At 39.2% G+C, this 17,063-nt stretch carries 16 protein-coding genes; 11 read left to right on the plus strand and 5 right to left on the minus strand.

What is annotated here, in order from left to right; genetic code table 11:
* The first annotated feature begins 28 nt into the window (after nucleotides 1–28).
* Entirely contained in the window at nucleotides 29–2,365 is a 2,337-nt protein-coding gene (locus tag ACTO1Y_RS01055) for a DNA translocase FtsK (protein ID WP_441348030.1), read from the plus strand.
* Nucleotides 2,366–2,405: 40 nt separating this feature from the next.
* On the opposite strand, the gene ACTO1Y_RS01060 is transcribed toward ACTO1Y_RS01055, so the two are convergent.
* Nucleotides 2,406–2,813: a DUF6556 family protein gene (locus tag ACTO1Y_RS01060; RefSeq protein ID WP_414400862.1), complete on the minus strand. Its 408-nt coding sequence runs from the start codon at nucleotides 2,811–2,813 to the stop codon at nucleotides 2,406–2,408.
* Between the two features lie 136 nt (nucleotides 2,814–2,949).
* On the opposite strand from ACTO1Y_RS01060, the gene ACTO1Y_RS01065 reads away from it, so the two are divergent.
* The 10 genes from ACTO1Y_RS01065 (at nucleotide 2,950) to abc-f (ending at nucleotide 13,099) form a co-directional block, all read left to right on the plus strand.
* Complete coding sequence (locus tag ACTO1Y_RS01065) at nucleotides 2,950–4,092, plus strand: cysteine desulfurase family protein (protein ID WP_414400861.1); 1,143 nt, start codon at nucleotides 2,950–2,952, stop codon at nucleotides 4,090–4,092.
* 8 nt (nucleotides 4,093–4,100) lie between these two features.
* Entirely contained in the window at nucleotides 4,101–5,315 is a 1,215-nt protein-coding gene (gene thiI / locus ACTO1Y_RS01070; protein WP_368910779.1) for a tRNA uracil 4-sulfurtransferase ThiI, read from the plus strand.
* Nucleotides 5,316–5,450: 135 nt separating this feature from the next.
* The gene (locus ACTO1Y_RS01075) at nucleotides 5,451–6,275 is read left to right on the plus strand and encodes an alpha/beta hydrolase (RefSeq protein WP_441348031.1); all 825 of its coding nucleotides are present in this window, start codon (nucleotides 5,451–5,453) and stop codon (nucleotides 6,273–6,275) included.
* Between the two features lie 21 nt (nucleotides 6,276–6,296).
* The gene (locus tag ACTO1Y_RS01080; protein WP_006150028.1) at nucleotides 6,297–7,037 is read left to right on the plus strand and encodes an esterase family protein; all 741 of its coding nucleotides are present in this window, start codon (nucleotides 6,297–6,299) and stop codon (nucleotides 7,035–7,037) included.
* Nucleotides 7,038–7,049: 12 nt separating this feature from the next.
* Complete coding sequence (locus ACTO1Y_RS01085) at nucleotides 7,050–8,216, plus strand: ATP-grasp domain-containing protein (protein WP_441348032.1); 1,167 nt, start codon at nucleotides 7,050–7,052, stop codon at nucleotides 8,214–8,216.
* A 158-nt stretch (nucleotides 8,217–8,374) separates the two neighbouring features.
* Entirely contained in the window at nucleotides 8,375–9,280 is a 906-nt protein-coding gene (gene gla, locus ACTO1Y_RS01090) for an aquaglyceroporin Gla (protein WP_441348033.1), read from the plus strand.
* 165 nt (nucleotides 9,281–9,445) lie between these two features.
* On the plus strand, nucleotides 9,446–9,979 hold the full coding sequence (locus tag ACTO1Y_RS01095) for a YutD family protein (RefSeq protein WP_441348034.1): 534 nt from the start codon (nucleotides 9,446–9,448) through the stop codon (nucleotides 9,977–9,979).
* A 16-nt stretch (nucleotides 9,980–9,995) separates the two neighbouring features.
* On the plus strand, nucleotides 9,996–11,081 hold the full coding sequence (rlmN, locus tag ACTO1Y_RS01100; protein ID WP_000804756.1) for a 23S rRNA (adenine(2503)-C(2))-methyltransferase RlmN: 1,086 nt from the start codon (nucleotides 9,996–9,998) through the stop codon (nucleotides 11,079–11,081).
* Between the two features lies 1 nt (nucleotide 11,082).
* Complete coding sequence (locus tag ACTO1Y_RS01105) at nucleotides 11,083–11,556, plus strand: VanZ family protein (protein ID WP_441348035.1); 474 nt, start codon at nucleotides 11,083–11,085, stop codon at nucleotides 11,554–11,556.
* Nucleotide 11,557: 1 nt separating this feature from the next.
* The gene (gene abc-f, locus ACTO1Y_RS01110) at nucleotides 11,558–13,099 is read left to right on the plus strand and encodes a ribosomal protection-like ABC-F family protein (RefSeq protein WP_049527818.1); all 1,542 of its coding nucleotides are present in this window, start codon (nucleotides 11,558–11,560) and stop codon (nucleotides 13,097–13,099) included.
* A 100-nt stretch (nucleotides 13,100–13,199) separates the two neighbouring features.
* On the opposite strand, the gene ACTO1Y_RS01115 is transcribed toward abc-f, so the two are convergent.
* From ACTO1Y_RS01115 to ACTO1Y_RS01130, 4 genes are all read right to left on the minus strand, one after another.
* A complete protein-coding gene (locus ACTO1Y_RS01115) occupies nucleotides 13,200–14,474 on the minus strand; it encodes a hypothetical protein (RefSeq protein ID WP_441348036.1) in 1,275 nt (424 codons plus the stop codon).
* 115 nt (nucleotides 14,475–14,589) lie between these two features.
* Nucleotides 14,590–15,864: a hypothetical protein gene (locus ACTO1Y_RS01120; protein WP_441348037.1), complete on the minus strand. Its 1,275-nt coding sequence runs from the start codon at nucleotides 15,862–15,864 to the stop codon at nucleotides 14,590–14,592.
* Between the two features lie 107 nt (nucleotides 15,865–15,971).
* Nucleotides 15,972–16,211, minus strand: a complete 240-nt coding sequence (locus tag ACTO1Y_RS01125) for a zinc-ribbon domain-containing protein (RefSeq protein ID WP_441348038.1) — start codon at nucleotides 16,209–16,211, stop codon at nucleotides 15,972–15,974.
* A gap of 27 nt (nucleotides 16,212–16,238) precedes the next feature.
* On the minus strand, nucleotides 16,239–17,045 hold the full coding sequence (locus ACTO1Y_RS01130) for a peptidylprolyl isomerase (protein WP_441348039.1): 807 nt from the start codon (nucleotides 17,043–17,045) through the stop codon (nucleotides 16,239–16,241).
* Nucleotides 17,046–17,063: the final 18 nt, after the last annotated feature.

Consider the following 17,063-nt stretch of genomic DNA (forward strand, 5'->3'; position numbering starts at 1 on the left):
AGTTCATGAAATATGGTATAATAGAAGCATGGCAAACAAGAATACAAGTAAAACAAGACGTAGACCGTCTAAAGCAGAATTAGAAAGAAAACAAGCGATTCAACGAATGTTGATTTCTTTAGCTTTGGCTATCTGTTTAATTTTTGCAGCCCTCAAATGGGGAGCTGTCGGAATCACTGTTTATAACCTGATTCGCTTACTCGTAGGGAGTTTAGCATACTTAGCTATTTTCTCTTTCTTGATTTATCTATTCTTCTTTAAATGGATTCATAAACAAGAAGGCTTGCTAGCAGGTTTCTTCTTTATTTTTGCAGGCTTGCTCCTCATCTTCCAAGCTTATCTTGTCTGGAAGCTTAGCATGGCAAATGCTGTTTTTCAAGGAACGATTGGACAAATCTTTAAAGATTTAACCAGTTTTCAAGTAACAAGTTTTGCAGGGGGAGGCTTGTTAGGGGTAGGACTCTACATACCAGTAGCCTTTTTGTTCTCAAACATCGGTACCTATTTCATAGGGGCAATCTTAATCCTAATCGGAGCTCTTTTAATGAGTCCATGGTCTATCTACGATATCGCTGATTTTCTCTCAGCTCGATTTGCTATCTGGATGGAGCGCCATGAGCAGAAAAAACAAGAACGCTTTATCAAGCGTGAAGAAGAAAAGGCACGAAGAGAAGCAGAAGAACAAGCAAGACTTGAGAAAGAAAGAGAAGAGCAGGCTTTGATTGATATGCCTCCTGTAGATATGGAAACTAGAGAAATATTATCAGAAGAGCCACTGCACGATTTTCCTCCACTTCCAGAGGAAGAATGGGTAGAGCCTGAGATTATTCTCCCTCAAGCCGAGTATGAATATCCTGAAGAAGCCTACCTTCCTGAGGAAGAAGTTTTACCTGAAGAGGAAGAGGATGACGAAGAAGTAGAAGTCGATTTTTCTGCTAAAAAAGCCTTAGAGTATAAACTCCCAAGCTTGCAACTTTTCGCCCCAGATAAGCCAAAAGACCAGTCTAAAGAAAAGAAAATCGTACGGGAGAATATCAAGATTTTGGAAGAAACCTTCGCAAGCTTTGGTATTAAGGTAACGGTTGAAAGAGCAGAAATTGGACCATCTGTTACCAAGTACGAAGTAAAACCTGCTGTAGGTGTTCGTGTCAATCGCATTTCCAACCTAGCAGATGACTTGGCTCTGGCTTTGGCTGCCAAGGATGTCCGTATTGAGGCTCCAATTCCAGGGAAATCTTTGGTCGGTATCGAAGTTCCGAACTCTGAAATTGCAACTGTATCCTTCCGAGAACTTTGGGAGCAATCGCAAACGAAACCTGAAAATCTTTTAGAAATTCCTCTTGGGAAAGCAGTGAACGGAACAGCTCGTAGTTTTGACTTAGCTAAAATGCCTCACTTGCTAGTTGCAGGTTCTACTGGTTCTGGTAAATCCGTTGCAGTTAATGGAATCATCGCAAGTATTTTGATGAAGGCCCGCCCAGATCAGGTTAAGTTTATGATGGTCGATCCAAAGATGGTTGAGCTTTCAGTCTATAATGATATTCCTCATCTCTTGATTCCAGTTGTGACCAACCCTCGTAAGGCCAGCAAGGCTTTGCAAAAAGTTGTTGATGAGATGGAAAACCGCTATGAGCTCTTTGCTAAAGTCGGAGTTCGAAATATCGCTGGTTTCAATGCTAAGGTAGAGGAGTTTAATGCACAATCTGAGTATAAACAAGTACCTCTACCTTTCATCGTCGTGATTGTGGATGAGCTTGCTGACCTCATGATGGTTGCCAGCAAGGAAGTAGAAGATGCTATTATCCGTCTCGGACAAAAGGCGCGTGCAGCTGGTATCCATATGATCCTTGCAACCCAACGTCCATCGGTTGATGTTATCTCTGGTTTGATTAAGGCCAATGTGCCATCACGTGTAGCCTTCGCTGTTTCATCAGGTACGGATTCACGAACTATCCTAGATGAAAACGGTGCTGAGAAATTGCTTGGACGAGGAGATATGCTCTTTAAGCCAATCGATGAAAACCATCCAGTTCGTCTCCAAGGTTCCTTTATTTCAGATGATGATGTCGAGCGTATTGTAAACTTTATCAAGGCCCAAGCAGATGCTGACTATGATGAAAGCTTTGATCCTGGAGAAGTGTCCGAGACTGAAGGTGATTTTGGTTCTAGCGATGATGCTGGAGATCCACTCTTTGAAGAAGCAAAAGCCCTTGTCATCGAGACACAAAAGGCGAGTGCTTCTATGATTCAGCGTCGTTTATCAGTTGGTTTTAACCGAGCAACTCGATTGATGGAAGAATTAGAGATGGCTGGTGTTATCGGTCCAGCTGAAGGTACAAAACCTCGAAAAGTCTTACAACAATAAAAAAATAGCTTCTTTCCGAAACTGGAGAGAAGCTTTATTGTTAAGGATTTGTTTTATTGTCTGTCGCAACTGTATCAGATTGAGTAGCTCCATCAGTTTTATTTTTTTGGACGTTGTTAGAAGCTTGAGTATTTTCTTCAGGTTGAACCTTGTTGTCATTTTTATGATCAACTCCACTAGTTGCAGCATTAGTATCTTGGTTACTTCCTTGATTCTGAGCAGGCGCGTTTGATTGAGCAGGGCTTTCCTTTTGAATTTCCTTGATAATGGTTGTCTGCGGATTTGTATCTTTTTTATCTTTATCTTTATCAAAGGCATTCATAATCGTGATACTAGCAGTAATCAAACCTAGAATACTAGCAATCGTTGCAATGGTTTTTTGAAAGACAGTAAACCCTTTTTTGATGTGTTCTGTTTTAGGTTTTGATCTTCTACGATAGTTAGACATAATAGCTCTCCTTTACTATGATTCATTATACCCAAAATCTTTAAAAAAAACTTAAATAAACCTGAACGGCCTTTCTTGTCGCCTGAACTGTTTCGTGTTACAATAGAAGCAGTGATTTTAGAAAGCGTGAGAAACCATGATCTACTTTGATAATTCGGCTACGACCAAGCCTTATCCAGAAGCACTTGAAACCTATATGCAGGTGTCTACAAAAATTATTGGAAATCCTTCTAGTCTTCATCGTTTAGGAGACCAGTCTACCAGAATTTTAGACGCATCTCGTCAACAGATTGCAGATTTGATTGGCAAGAAAAGCGAGGAAATTTTCTTTACCTCTGGAGGTACGGAAGGGGATAACTGGGTTATCAAAGGAGTTGCATTTGAAAAAGCGCAATTTGGTAAACACATCATTGTGTCTGACATTGAGCATCCAGCAGTCAAAGAGTCAGCTCTCTGGCTTAAGACTCAAGGTTTTGAAGTGGATTTTGCACCTGTAGATAAAAAGGGATTTGTAGATGTAGCTGCTTTAGAAAAACTACTTCGTCCTGATACGACCTTGGTCTCCGTCATGGCAGTTAACAATGAAATTGGCTCTATCCAGCCCATCCAAGCTATTTCAGAGCTTTTAACAGATAAACCAACCATTTCTTTCCATGTAGATGCTGTTCAGGCCTTGGCAAAAATACCAACAGAAAAGTATTTGACAGACCGAGTTGATTTTGCAACCTTCTCCAGTCATAAGTTTCATGGAGTTCGTGGTGTTGGCTTTGTCTACATCAAGTCTGGAAAGAAAATCACTCCCCTATTAACCGGTGGTGGTCAGGAGCGTGATTATCGTTCAACAACCGAAAATGTAGCAGGAATTGCAGCGACAGCTAAGGCTTTACGTCTAGCTATGGAAAGACTGGAATTGTTTGCCAGCAAAACGAGTCAGATGAAGGAAGTCATCTGTCAGGCCCTTCTTGAATATCCAGATATTTTTGTCTTTTCAGGTGAGGAAGGCTTTGCCCCTCATATTCTGACCTTTGGGATTAAGGGAGTTCGTGGGGAAGTCATTGTTCACGCGTTTGAAGACTATGATATTTTCATTTCTACAACATCAGCTTGTTCGTCTAAGGCTGGAAAACCTGCTGGAACCTTGATTGCTATGGGCATCGAAAAGGATAAAGCCCAGTCAGCAGTTCGTCTCAGTCTGGATTTAGAAAATGACATGAGTCAAGTTGAGCAATTTTTGACCAAACTAAAATTAATTTACAATCAAACTAGAAAAGTAAGATAGGAGCATTCATGCAATATTCAGAAATTATGATTCGCTACGGGGAACTTTCAACCAAAGGTAAAAACCGTATGCGTTTCATCAATAAACTACGTAATAATATCTCAGATGTTTTATCTATCTATCCTCAAGTCAAGGTAACTGCTGATCGCGACCGTGCCCATGCTTATCTTAATGGAGCCGACTATGCAGCAGTAGCTGAGTCTCTCAAACAGGTTTTCGGGATTCAAAACTTTTCTCCAGTATATAAGGTTGAAAAATCTGTCGAGGTTCTTAAATCTGCTGTCCAAGAGATTATGCAGGACATCTATAAGGAAGGCATGACCTTTAAGATCTCTAGCAAACGCAGTGATCACAACTTTGAACTGGATAGTCGTGAACTCAACCAAGTTCTTGGTGGTGCTGTTTTTGATGCCATTCCAAATGTACAAGCCCAGATGAAAAATCCCGATATCAATCTGCAAGTGGAGATTCGTGAAGAGGCGGCTTATCTTTCCTATGAGACCATTCGTGGGGCAGGTGGTTTACCAGTTGGAACTTCTGGGAAAGGAATGCTTATGTTGTCAGGGGGGATTGATTCGCCCGTAGCAGGTTATCTTGCGCTGAAACGTGGTGTAGATATTGAGGCTGTCCACTTTGCTAGTCCACCATATACTAGTCCAGGAGCCCTCAAGAAAGCCCAAGATTTAACCCGTAAATTGACTAAGTTCGGTGGGAATATTCAGTTTATCGAAGTGCCTTTTACTGAGATTCAAGAAGAAATTAAAGCCAAGGCTCCAGAAGCCTATCTGATGACGCTGACTCGTCGATTTATGATGCGCATTACAGACCGTATCCGTGAAGTGCGAAATGGCTTAGTCATCATCAATGGTGAAAGTCTTGGTCAGGTAGCTAGCCAAACCCTTGAAAGCATGCAGGCTATCAATGCGGTGACCAATACACCAATTATCCGTCCAGTTGTGACTATGGATAAATTAGAAATCATTGACATTGCTCAGGAAATTGATACCTTTGAAATTTCTATCCAACCTTTTGAAGACTGCTGTACGATTTTTGCGCCTGATCGTCCGAAGACAAATCCAAAGATTAAGAATGCTGAACAGTATGAAACACGTATGGATGTTGAAGGATTGGTTGAGCGAGCAGTAGCAGGAATTATGATTACTGAAATTACCCCTCAAGCTGAGAAAGATGCGGTTGATGAGTTAATTGATGACCTCCTTTAATCAGAAAAACCAGAGGAAAGAATAAAATAAGTAAAAAAAGTTAGTTTATTGTCCTAAATTTGGACGGAAACTGACTTTTTTTCTATTTTTATGATATAATTAGGTAAAATTTTGAATATAGAGAGTTTTCTGACAATGAATCAATCCTACTTTTACCTGAAAATGCGAGAGCATAAACTCAAGGTTCCATACACAGGCAAGGAGCGCCGTGTACGTGTTCTCCTCCCGAAAAATTACGAGAAAGACACGGATCGAACTTATCCGGTTGTCTATTTCCATGATGGTCAAAATGTCTTTTACAGTAAAGAATCTTATGTCGGTCATTCATGGAAGATCATTCCTACCATTAAACGGAATCCAGATATCAGCCGTATGATTGTAGTGGCCATAGATAATGATGGTCTAGGACGGATGAATGAGTATGCGGCATGGAAATTCCAAGAGTCTAACATCCCTGGTCAACAATTTGGTGGTAAGGGAGTCGAGTATGCAGAGTTTGTAATGGAAGTGGTTAAGCCTTTTATCGATGAAAACTATCGGACAAAATCAGACAGAAAACATACTGCTATGATAGGATCTTCTCTGGGTGGGAATATTACCCAGTTTATCGGATTGGAGTATCAAGATCAGATTGGTTGCTTGGGAGTTTTCTCATCAGCTAACTGGCTGCACCAAGAAGCCTTTGATCGCTATATTGAACGTAAAAAGCTTTTGCCTGACCAACGAATCTTTATCTATGTTGGAACGGAAGAAGCAGATGACACAGATAAGACCCTAATGGCTGGCAATATCAAGCAGGCCTATATTGATTCTTCTCTTCGTTATTATCATGATTTGATAGCAGGAGGGGTACGGTTAGAAAATCTCTCTCTCAAGGTTCAGGCTGGAGCCATTCACCATGAAGTGCCCTGGTCAGAAAATCTACCAGCTTGCCTACGTTTTTTTGCAGAAAATTGGTAAATAGTAAAAAGGAGACAGGATATGAATATTGAACATCTTAGCCACTGGAGTGGACATCTAAATCGTGAAATGTACGTAAACCGATATGGACATGCGGGTATCCCTATTGTAGTTTTTCCTTCTTCAGGTGGTAGCCACAATGAATACTATGATTTTGGCATGATTGATGCTTGTGCATCCTTTATCGAGGAAGGCCGTGTTCAGTTCTTTACACTTTCAAGTGTTGATAGTGAGAGCTGGCTTGCTACTTGGAAAAACGGGCATGACCAAGCTGAAATGCACCGTGCCTATGAACGATATGTCATTGAAGAAGCCATTCCTTTTATCAAGCATAAAACAGGTTGGTTCGATGGTATGATGGCGACAGGATGCTCCATGGGAGCTTACCATGCTCTCAACTTTTTCCTACAACATCCGGATGTCTTCACGAAAGTGATTGCTCTTAGTGGTGTTTATGATGCACGTTTCTTTGTGGGTGATTACTACAATGATGATGCCATCTATCAAAATTCACCAGTAGACTATATCTGGAATCAAAATGATGGCTGGTTCATCGATCGTTACCGTCAAGCTGAAATCGTGATCTGTACTGGACTAGGAGCCTGGGAACATGATGGCCTACCTTCTTACTACAAACTCAAAGAAGCCTTTGATCAAAAACAAATTCCTGCCTGGTTTGCAGAATGGGGACATGATGTCGCCCATGACTGGGAATGGTGGCGCAAACAAATGCCTTATTTCCTTGGTCACATGAGTCTATAAAAGGAGTCGCTTATGAATTATCTTGTAATTTCACCCTATTACCCACAAAATTTCCAACAATTTAGTATTGAACTAGCCAATAAAGGAATCACAGTTCTAGGGATTGGGCAAGAACCCTATGAACAACTAGATGAACCATTGCGCAATAGCTTGACTGAGTATTTCCGAGTTGATAATCTTGAAAATATCGATGAGGTTAAACGTGCAGTAGCCTTTCTTTTCTATAAACATGGTCCAATTGATCGCATTGAATCACACAATGAATACTGGCTAGAGTTGGACGCTGCCCTTCGTGAACAATTTAATGTCTTTGGTGCCAAACCAGAAGACCTTAAGAAGACTAAGTTCAAGTCCGAAATGAAGAAACTCTTCAAGAAAGCAGGAGTTCCAGTTGTGCCTGGTGCTGTTATTGAAACAGAAGCAGATGTTGATAAAGCTGTGAAAGCAATCGGACTTCCAATGATTGCCAAACCTGACAATGGAGTGGGAGCTGCCGCAACCTTCAAACTTGAAACAGTAGATGATGTCAATCACTTTAAGGATGAATGGGACCACTCAACCGTCTATTTCTTTGAAAAATTTGTAACCTCAAGTGAAATCTGTACCTTCGATGGTTTGGTAGATAGAGATGGAAATATCGTCTTTTCTACGACCTTTGACTACGCACACCCCCCCCTAGATCTCATGATCTACAAGATGGACAATTCTTATTATGTTCTCAAGGAGATGGATCCAAAATTGCGTAAATATGGTGAGGCAATTGTCAAAGAATTTGGCATGAAGGAACGTTTCTTCCATATTGAGTTCTTCCGTGAGGGTGATGATTATATTGCCATTGAGTACAATAATCGTCCAGCGGGTGGCTTTACCATTGATGTCTATAACTATGCCCATTCTTTTGACTTGTATAAGGGATATGCAGCGATCGTTGCAGGTGAACCATTCCCAGCTTCTCAATTCGAGCCCCTATACTGTTTGGCGACATCACGCCGTGCTAATGCCAACTATGTTTATTCAGAAGAAGATTTGCTGGCTAAATATGGGAACCAGTTCAAGGTCAAGAAAATTATGCCAGCAGCCTTTGCTGAATTGCAAGGAGACTATCTCTATATGCTAACGACACCAAGTCGTGAAGAAATGGAACAAATGATTAAGGACTTTGGTCAGCGTCAAGAATAATTAAAATTTGGACTTAACAAAGGATGTTTGTTAGGTCTTTTTTGTAGACTTGAAATAAAAGCGTTTTCCCCTTGGATTCTTTTAAAAAATCTGTTGCTAAAAGGTTTAAAAATTGATAGAATAGGGATTGTCTAAAAAATATTAAGGAGAATCTATCAATGGATTTCACATGGGCAGTCAAATATGCCACTGAATTTTTGGGAACAGCCATCTTGATTATCTTGGGTAATGGTGCAGTTGCCAACGTTGAACTTAAAGGTACGAAAGGTCACCAAAGTGGCTGGCTCGTTATCGCTGTTGGTTACGGTATGGGGGTTATGATCCCTGCCTTGATGTTTGGTAATGTTTCTGGTAACCACATCAACCCAGCTTTCACACTTGGTTTAGCAGTTAGCGGACTTTTCCCTTGGTCACAAGTAGCGCAATACATCATCGCACAAGTTTTGGGAGCAATCTTCGGACAAGCCTTGGTTGTTGCAGCTCACCGTCCATACTACTTGAAGACAGAAAACCCAAACAACATCTTGGGAACTTTCTCAACAATTTCAAGTATTGACCACGGAACAAAAGAATCACGCTTTGCAGCTTCAGTTAACGGTTTTATCAACGAGTTCGTTGGTTCATTCGTACTTTTCTTTGCAGCACTCGGTATGACAAAGAACTTCTTTGGTGCTGAGTTGCTTTCTAAAGCTCAAGGATTGATTAACGATCAAGTTGCACAAGCGACTGCCCAAGGTCAAACAATTCCTCAAGAACAAGTTACTGCAGCTCTTGAACAAGCAAAAAATCAAGTAGCTCCATTCTTGTCACCAGGACTTGCTGTTGGACACTTGGCTCTTGGTTTCCTCGTAATGGCCTTGGTTACTTCACTAGGTGGACCTACAGGACCAGGTTTGAACCCAGCTCGTGACTTTGGACCACGTCTTCTTCACGCAGTACTTCCAAAATCAATCCTTGGTGAACACAAGGGTGATTCAAAATGGTGGTATGCTTGGGTACCAGTAGTTGCACCGATTGCAGCTGGTATTGCAGCAGTAGCACTCTTCAAATTACTTTACATGTAATTATAAAAAAACTGGGAAGACCCAGTTTTTTTCTTTTTTATAATGAAAGGATCTTCAACAATCAATACTTAAATCGTCAGACTTTTTTCATTTTAAAACTAAAAGTGAAAATATGGCAAAAATATGGTAAAATAGAGTATTAAGTAAACGTTAAAAAGGAATATTATGCGTAAAGAGATTGCACCCGAATTATATAATTACAATAAATTCCCTGGTCCTGAATTTCATCTATCTGGAGATAAAGTCGAAGCTGAAGGGTTTACCTTTACCTTGGTTGAAAATAGCAAGGACGCTTTTGATGCAACAGCATTTACTCAACGCTTTTCAGAAGTTTTAAACAAGTATGATTATATTGTAGGAGACTGGAGCAATGAGCAGCTACGCTTACGTGGTTTCTACAAGAATGAGCGAGCTGAAGAGTCTCTCGAGAAAATCAGCCGTTTACAAGATTACCTACTTGAGTATTGCAGTTATGGTTGTGCCTATTTTGTCCTAGAAAATGAAACTCCTAAACGAGCACCATTTGACCAAAAAATGCGCAAAAAAGAGGAAGAAAAGGATACCCGAAAAGGGAAGAAAACATCTCAAAATAAAAAAAGAAATAACACGGACAAGAGAAATAGACGACGTCGTAAGGAACAGAAAACTCAGAACGAAGAAAAAGGGCAACGTCATTTCGTCATCCGTCAGAAAGATTAGAGAATAAGGAGAAAACATGAAACCGTCGATTTATAGTTTAACACGCCAAGGCATGCAAGAATGGGTCTTGGAACAGGGCGAAAAGAAATTCCGTGCCGACCAAATCTGGGAGTGGCTTTACCGTAAACGTGTTCAGACATTTGAAGAAATGACCAACTTGTCTAAGGATTTGATTGCCAAACTCAATGACCAATTTGTAGTCAATCCCTTGAAACAACGCATCGTTCAAGAGTCAGCTGACGGGACAGTTAAATATCTCTTTGAATTGCCAGATGGGATGCTGATTGAGACAGTTCTGATGCGTCAGCACTATGGTTTGTCAGTCTGTGTAACAACTCAAGTAGGATGCAATATCGGTTGTACCTTCTGTGCATCAGGTTTGATCAAGAAGCAACGTGACCTCAATAACGGGGAAATCGTTGCGCAGATTATGTTAGTTCAAAAATATTTTGACGAACGTGGACAAGATGAACGTGTTAGTCATATCGTTGTTATGGGTATTGGAGAACCTTTTGATAACTACAATAACGTCTTGAACTTTATCCGTACCATCAACGACGATAAGGGAATGGCAATCGGAGCTCGCCATATCACTGTTTCAACTTCTGGCTTGGCCCACAAGATTCGTGAATTTGCTAATGAAGGTGTACAGGTTAACCTTGCTGTTTCTCTTCATGCACCAAACAATGAACTCCGTTCAAGTATTATGAAGATTAACCGTGCCTTTCCAATTGAAAAACTCTTTGCAGCGATTGAGTATTACATCGAAACAACCAACCGCCGTGTGACTTTTGAGTACATCATGCTCAATGAAGTTAATGATGGAGTCGAACAAGCGCTTGAGTTGGCAGAATTGCTGAAAAATATCAAGAAATTGTCATATGTCAACTTGATTCCTTACAACCCAGTTAGTGAACATGACCAATACAGCCGTAGTCCTAAAGAGCGCGTCATGGCCTTCTATGATACTCTCAAGAAAAAAGGAATCAACTGCGTCGTTCGTCAGGAACATGGTACTGATATCGATGCAGCTTGTGGACAATTGCGTTCAAATACCATGAAGCGTGATCGTCAAAAAGCAGTAGCTGAAGTAAATCCATAATATGAACCGAAAAAAATTACTAGGCTTGGGAGTTTTTCTATACAGTCTTTGTATCGTCTGTTTTTGCTTTACTCCTCAGCCTCAACTTCCTACAGGAGTGGAAACTCCAGGTATTCAAACTATTGGACGCCTGGTTTTTCTTTTGACGCCTTTTAACTCTTTGTGGAAATCGGGAGAAGTAACAAGCTTTTTACAACTGTTCTGGATTTTTTTGCAAAATGCCTTAAATATCCTTTTACTATTCCCACTGATTTTCCAACTTCTCTATCTCATGCCTAGTCTAAGAAAAACGAAGAAAGTGATTCTTCTCAGTTTTCTATTGAGTCTAGGAATCGAATGTACACAGCTAGTTTTAGACTTTTTCTTTGATTTTAATCGGGTCTTTGAGATTGATGATTTGTGGACCAATACCTTGGGTGGCTACCTGGCCTGGCTCCTCTATAAACTACTACATAAAAACAAGATAAGGAATTAAAATGAGTATCTTAGAAGTAAAAAATTTAAGTCACGGTTTTGGAGACCGTGCGATTTTTGAAGATGTATCCTTCCGTCTTTTAAAAGGTGAACATATCGGTCTGGTAGGTGCCAATGGTGAAGGAAAATCAACTTTCATGAGTATCGTGACTGGTAAAATGTTACCTGATGAAGGTAAGGTGGAATGGTCTAAATATGTGACAGCTGGCTACCTAGATCAGCATGCGGTGCTCAAAGAAGGCCAAACTGTTCGTGACGTTCTTCGTACAGCTTTTGACGAATTATTCAAAGCAGAAGCACGTATCAATGAACTCTACATGGAAATGGCAGAAGAGGGCGCTGATATTGATGCATTGATGGAAGAAGTTGGAGAACTTCAAGACCGTTTGGAAAGTCGTGATTTCTATACCTTGGATGCCAAAATCGATGAAGTAGCGCGTGCCCTTGGTGTCATGGACTTTGGAATGGATACGGATGTGACAGCCTTGTCTGGTGGGCAAAGAACCAAGGTGCTTTTAGCCAAATTGCTTCTTGAAAAGCCAGATATCTTGCTGCTTGACGAGCCTACTAACTATCTCGATGCCGAACATATCGACTGGCTCAAACGCTATCTTCAGAACTATGAAAATGCTTTTGTACTCATTTCGCACGATATTCCTTTCCTCAACGATGTGATTAATATTGTCTATCACGTTGAAAATCAACAGTTGACACGCTATTCAGGCGATTACTACCAGTTCCAAGAAGTCTATGCCATGAAGAAATCGCAACTGGAAGCAGCCTATGAGCGTCAACAGAAAGAAATTGCGGATCTCAAGGATTTTGTGGCTCGAAACAAGGCGCGTGTTGCAACGCGTAACATGGCTATGTCTCGTCAGAAAAAATTGGACAAGATGGATATCATCGAGCTCCAAAGTGAGAAACCAAAGCCATCCTTTGAATTCAAAACGGCTCGTACACCTGGACGCTTTATCTTCCAAGCTAAGGACTTGCAGATTGGCTACGACCGTCCCCTTACCAAACCCTTAAATCTTACCTTTGAGCGCAATCAAAAGGTTGCCATCATTGGTGCTAACGGTATCGGGAAAACAACCCTATTGAAGAGTCTCTTGGGGATTATTCCTCCAATTGCTGGGGAGGTTGAACGTGGGGACTATCTAGAACTTGGCTACTTTGAGCAAGAAGTGGAAGGTGGCAATCGCCAGACACCACTGGAAGCAGTTTGGAATGCCTTTCCGGCGCTCAATCAAGCAGAAGTCCGTGCAGCTCTTGCCCGCTGTGGTTTGACGACTAAACACATTGAAAGTCAGATTCAAGTCTTGTCAGGTGGAGAGCAAGCCAAGGTTCGTTTCTGTCTCTTAATGAACCGAGAGAATAATGTCCTTGTTCTTGATGAACCTACCAACCACTTGGATGTGGATGCCAAGGACGAACTCAAACGTGCTTTGAAAGAATACAAGGGTTCTATCCTCATGGTTTGTCATGAACCTGATTTTTATGAAGGCTGGATGGATCAAATCTGGGATTTCAATGAGCTAACATAAATAGTCATAAAAAGCCAAGTCTATGTGACTTGGCTTTTTTACGGGGATTGCAACTAGTAGAAGTCATACTGCTATCTCCTAGTTTTTGTATCAAAAATAACTAATTGGTTTGATTTCCCACGATTTCATCCTCTTCAAAGTGTCCCACACCATCTTCAACAACAAATGGGCAAGTAACTTTCTTTTTTATTCCATTTTCATCATAAGAACAACTCATGTTATAGATTCCATCGGAAAATGAATTTTTTGGTAAAGATAAGATTCTCTCCTTAAAGGCATATAAAGGACTTCCATTTTCTGCCTTGATTTTCGTAAGGTCACAATCAAAATCGAGAGTAAGTCCCTTGTTTTTCATGAGATCTTTTGTTGTAATATTATAAAAGCCAGCTGCGTCAGAATCTCCTTTTTCTCGATTGCTGACAGCCTGCGCCATAATTGCCACATAGTAGTTTTCTATTGGATATTTTCCAAATTTAAAACTAGAAGTTATTGGTGTCGCAAAGAGTTTATCTATTTTTTCAGCAGTAGCATTTTTGATACTGTCTTCTTCTTGTTGGAAATTAGGCCTTTCTTTGTATACATCTAGTAAGAAACTGAATTCATCTTGTTTGACAGTGTGAAATAGTGCCTTTTCTTTGTCGTTAAGAAGTGTTTCAAGATCTGTTCCTGAAAGAAGAAAGAAATTTGATAAATGTTCTCCACTCGTTCCTTGAATTTTTGCAGTAGTAGTTTCTTTTAAAATAGTTCCATCTGATAATTTTTCTGTATATGTTAGCTTGTAGGCTGTTCCGTAAAATGCTTCAATCTCTCGGTGTTTATCAACTAACTCAACCTTTCCCTTAAGTCCCAGTGATTGAAATTCTTTAGCGAAAGAAGGAGTAGTATTTTTAATTGAGGAGGAAGTGGCTGTGATTAGTCCTAGGCAAGTGTATAAAATTACCATAAATGCAAAGACAAAGCCAAGTATAGCCAAAATATCTTTCTCTTGCCCTAACTTGATCGTCTGATAAATTCCGACAAGGAGGATGATAGAGTACACAATACTGGCACAAATTAATACTGGATAATTATCAATGTAATTAAGTGGAAAACCTATTATTTGCATGAAAAATCCAATTGTAGCTAGAACCAACTGTATAGTACATGTCTTTTGAATCAACTCATTATCTTCAAAGGAGGCTTTTAATTTTGAAATATCTCTAAAAATAAAAATATTTCCTAGCGCTATTCCAGCATATGATGCGAAAAATGCCGGCCACAAGATTATAAAAGCAAAACCTCCAGAATCATAAGTAATCGAATAAACAACATTAAAGACTAAATATGTTGGCAAGAGTAAACCAAGCCGGAATAGGTTTATTTTATAGGGTTTCATAGGGGAACCTCCTTTGTTACTGTTAACTGCATTATTTCATAATTGAATAAGAAAATAGAGCGTTTACACGGAAGCGTAAAATGATAAAGCCGAGTCTATTTGACTAATTTAGTTGCTAATCAGTATCTTTTTCAAAGTAACTCTTACCATTTTCAACCACCATAGTGATTTTGACGTTGCCGTCAGATAATGTGCTAACAGTGAATTTATAGATACCATCTGATAGAGTTCCAACTGGAAGTGATGTTAATTTATCTTTTAAGTAGTCTACACGATTATCAATTTTATGATTTTGTTTATCCTCGATTTCAATAAAATTGAAGTGCTCGATAGAAACTATTAAAGTTTTATCGTTGATATGTTTGTTAATATCGATATTGTAAAATCCTGCAACATCTGTATCTCCATTTTCTCTGTTTTTTACAGCCTCTTTAATAAGATCACTATAAAATTTTATTTTGTCAGCTGGTTTAATCTCGACATTATAATTCTCTAGTAATTTGCCACCAACTGCCTCATTTATTTTAGTCGCTATATCATCTTCTAATTTTAGATTATATATTCTTTCTTCATAGACTTTTAAGACGAATTCAAATTGTTCAAGTGTAACTTTATCAAATAACTCTTTTTCCGTATCGTTTTCAAGATAGGAACGAATTTCTTCCTTGTCCTTTTCATCCAATGTTGTCACGTGTGTTCCATTTTGCACATCAGAAACATTAATAAAATCGATAAAACTTTTTCCATTCGATAAAGTCTCATTATAGAATAAAGTAGTAAGTGTTCCGTTATAGGGTTCAATTAAATGTTTTTTCTCATATACTTCGACTTTTCCTTTTAGGCCAAAGTCTTTAAAGTCTTGTACATATTGATCCGTCGAACCCCATACTGAAACGTTGCTATTCATGATTAACAATGAATTACACAACAAAACGACTATAGTACCAAATACAAAACTTGAAATGCTAGAAAGTTTTTTGTCTAGATTAAGCTTCACTTTTTGAAAGTTTCCAATAAGGAAGATAATAGAGTATAGGAGACTAACGCTAAACAATGTTGGAAAATTATTAATATAATTGATTGGCCCCCAATGTAGATACAGCATATTTGATAGTTGTAAGCAGACTCCTATAGTCGCTAAAATTACTTGTATGGTACTAGTCTTTTGGACTAACTGATTATCTTTAAAGCTTGATTTTAATTTCAGAGGATCTCTAAAGGCAAAAAAATTACCTAAAAGAATCAAACCTATTGCTAAAAAGAATATAGGCCATAGAATGAAAAAAGCATAACCTGCTGAATAGAAGAGGGCAAAATAAACTAGATTATAGATTAAATATCCTAATAAGACCAAGCAAAGTCGTATTAAGCTTATTTTATATGGTTTCATAGGAAAACCTCCTCGTTACTATTAACTAAATTATATCATATTTGAAGCAAAAGAGAACGCTTACATAAAAGTGAAAATAAAAAAGATAGGCCGAATGACCTATCTTTTTAATAGTTGAGATATTGTTCGATCTCAGACTTTTGAATTTCTTTACCGTAATGACAAATAGGGCAAGAAACAAAATATGTTTTACCGTAAGGAAAGAGTGGAATCCAGTAAAGAGTAAACTTACGTCCGGTTTCTGTAATTTCCCAAGTGCCTACATTGTTACAGTGCCCACACTCAATAGTAGTTCGAGTATGTCCGAGCACTTTTTGATAGCCTTTTGAACCCCAAAGTAAAAGCATTTTAACATCTCCTTAAAGTTAATGAGTTTATTGTTTACTGAAATCGTAGTCTTTAACAATTTCGATACTGTCGATGGTAATAGCAGTAGTTGGTTTATCTTTTTCGTCTTTTTCAGCCTTGGCAATTTTATCTACTACATCCATCCCATCAATCACTTGACCAAAGACTGGGTGTTTCCCATCGAGAGTAGGATTTCCACCTTCTTTGTAAGCTTGGATAATTTTCTTAGGATAGCTATTTGTAGGAAGTTTAGCAGAATAGTCTGTTGTACTTTGGTTGATGAAGAACTGGCTACCATTTGAGTTTGGTTGACCAGTATTGGCCATAGATAGAGAACCACGAATATTATAGAGATATGGAGAAATTTCGTTTTTGAAACCTGTTCCCTTGTCCTTGGTTTTATCCTTATCATGCCAGATAGATTCACCACCTGTTCCATCTCCCTTAGGATCCCCAGTTTGTACCATAAATCCATCGATTACGCGGTGGAAAGTCACACCATTGTAGTAACCTTCTTTAGCATGAGTAAGGAAGTTTTCAACTGCAAGAGGGGCTAGCTTTGGAAAAAGTTTGATACGAATATCACCCAGACTTGTGTGAATGATAGCTTCAGCTTCGTCTTCAGCTACTTCCTTAGAAAGTTGGGGGAAGTTAGCATTTTCATTTGTTAAGGCGTCTTTCAAATCTTTTTCTGCTTGAGTAGCGGCTTTAGAACTTTCTTCAGTAGCAATCTTAGAATCTACGTAATCATCACCACGAAGTGCACGTTGGATGCTTGTACATCCACCAAGAGCAAAAGTTGAAATGAGTAGTAGTGTAGCTAATTTTTTCATGTTAATCCTCTCAAAAAT

The organism is Streptococcus sp. V728 (assembly GCF_052077995.1).
Classification (GTDB): domain Bacteria; phylum Bacillota; class Bacilli; order Lactobacillales; family Streptococcaceae; genus Streptococcus; species Streptococcus infantis_B.

Coding starts and splice junctions, on each gene's coding strand:
- ACTO1Y_RS01055 (WP_441348030.1), top strand. CDS start 29: ATGGCAAACAAGAATACAAGTAAAACAAGACGTAGACCGTCTAAAGCA.
- ACTO1Y_RS01060 (WP_414400862.1), bottom strand. CDS start 2,813: ATGTCTAACTATCGTAGAAGATCAAAACCTAAAACAGAACACATCAAA.
- ACTO1Y_RS01065 (WP_414400861.1), top strand. CDS start 2,950: ATGATCTACTTTGATAATTCGGCTACGACCAAGCCTTATCCAGAAGCA.
- thiI (WP_368910779.1), top strand. CDS start 4,101: ATGCAATATTCAGAAATTATGATTCGCTACGGGGAACTTTCAACCAAA.
- ACTO1Y_RS01075 (WP_441348031.1), top strand. CDS start 5,451: ATGAATCAATCCTACTTTTACCTGAAAATGCGAGAGCATAAACTCAAG.
- ACTO1Y_RS01080 (WP_006150028.1), top strand. CDS start 6,297: ATGAATATTGAACATCTTAGCCACTGGAGTGGACATCTAAATCGTGAA.
- ACTO1Y_RS01085 (WP_441348032.1), top strand. CDS start 7,050: ATGAATTATCTTGTAATTTCACCCTATTACCCACAAAATTTCCAACAA.
- gla (WP_441348033.1), top strand. CDS start 8,375: ATGGATTTCACATGGGCAGTCAAATATGCCACTGAATTTTTGGGAACA.
- ACTO1Y_RS01095 (WP_441348034.1), top strand. CDS start 9,446: ATGCGTAAAGAGATTGCACCCGAATTATATAATTACAATAAATTCCCT.
- rlmN (WP_000804756.1), top strand. CDS start 9,996: ATGAAACCGTCGATTTATAGTTTAACACGCCAAGGCATGCAAGAATGG.
- ACTO1Y_RS01105 (WP_441348035.1), top strand. CDS start 11,083: ATGAACCGAAAAAAATTACTAGGCTTGGGAGTTTTTCTATACAGTCTT.
- abc-f (WP_049527818.1), top strand. CDS start 11,558: ATGAGTATCTTAGAAGTAAAAAATTTAAGTCACGGTTTTGGAGACCGT.
- ACTO1Y_RS01115 (WP_441348036.1), bottom strand. CDS start 14,474: ATGAAACCCTATAAAATAAACCTATTCCGGCTTGGTTTACTCTTGCCA.
- ACTO1Y_RS01120 (WP_441348037.1), bottom strand. CDS start 15,864: ATGAAACCATATAAAATAAGCTTAATACGACTTTGCTTGGTCTTATTA.
- ACTO1Y_RS01125 (WP_441348038.1), bottom strand. CDS start 16,211: ATGCTTTTACTTTGGGGTTCAAAAGGCTATCAAAAAGTGCTCGGACAT.
- ACTO1Y_RS01130 (WP_441348039.1), bottom strand. CDS start 17,045: ATGAAAAAATTAGCTACACTACTACTCATTTCAACTTTTGCTCTTGGT.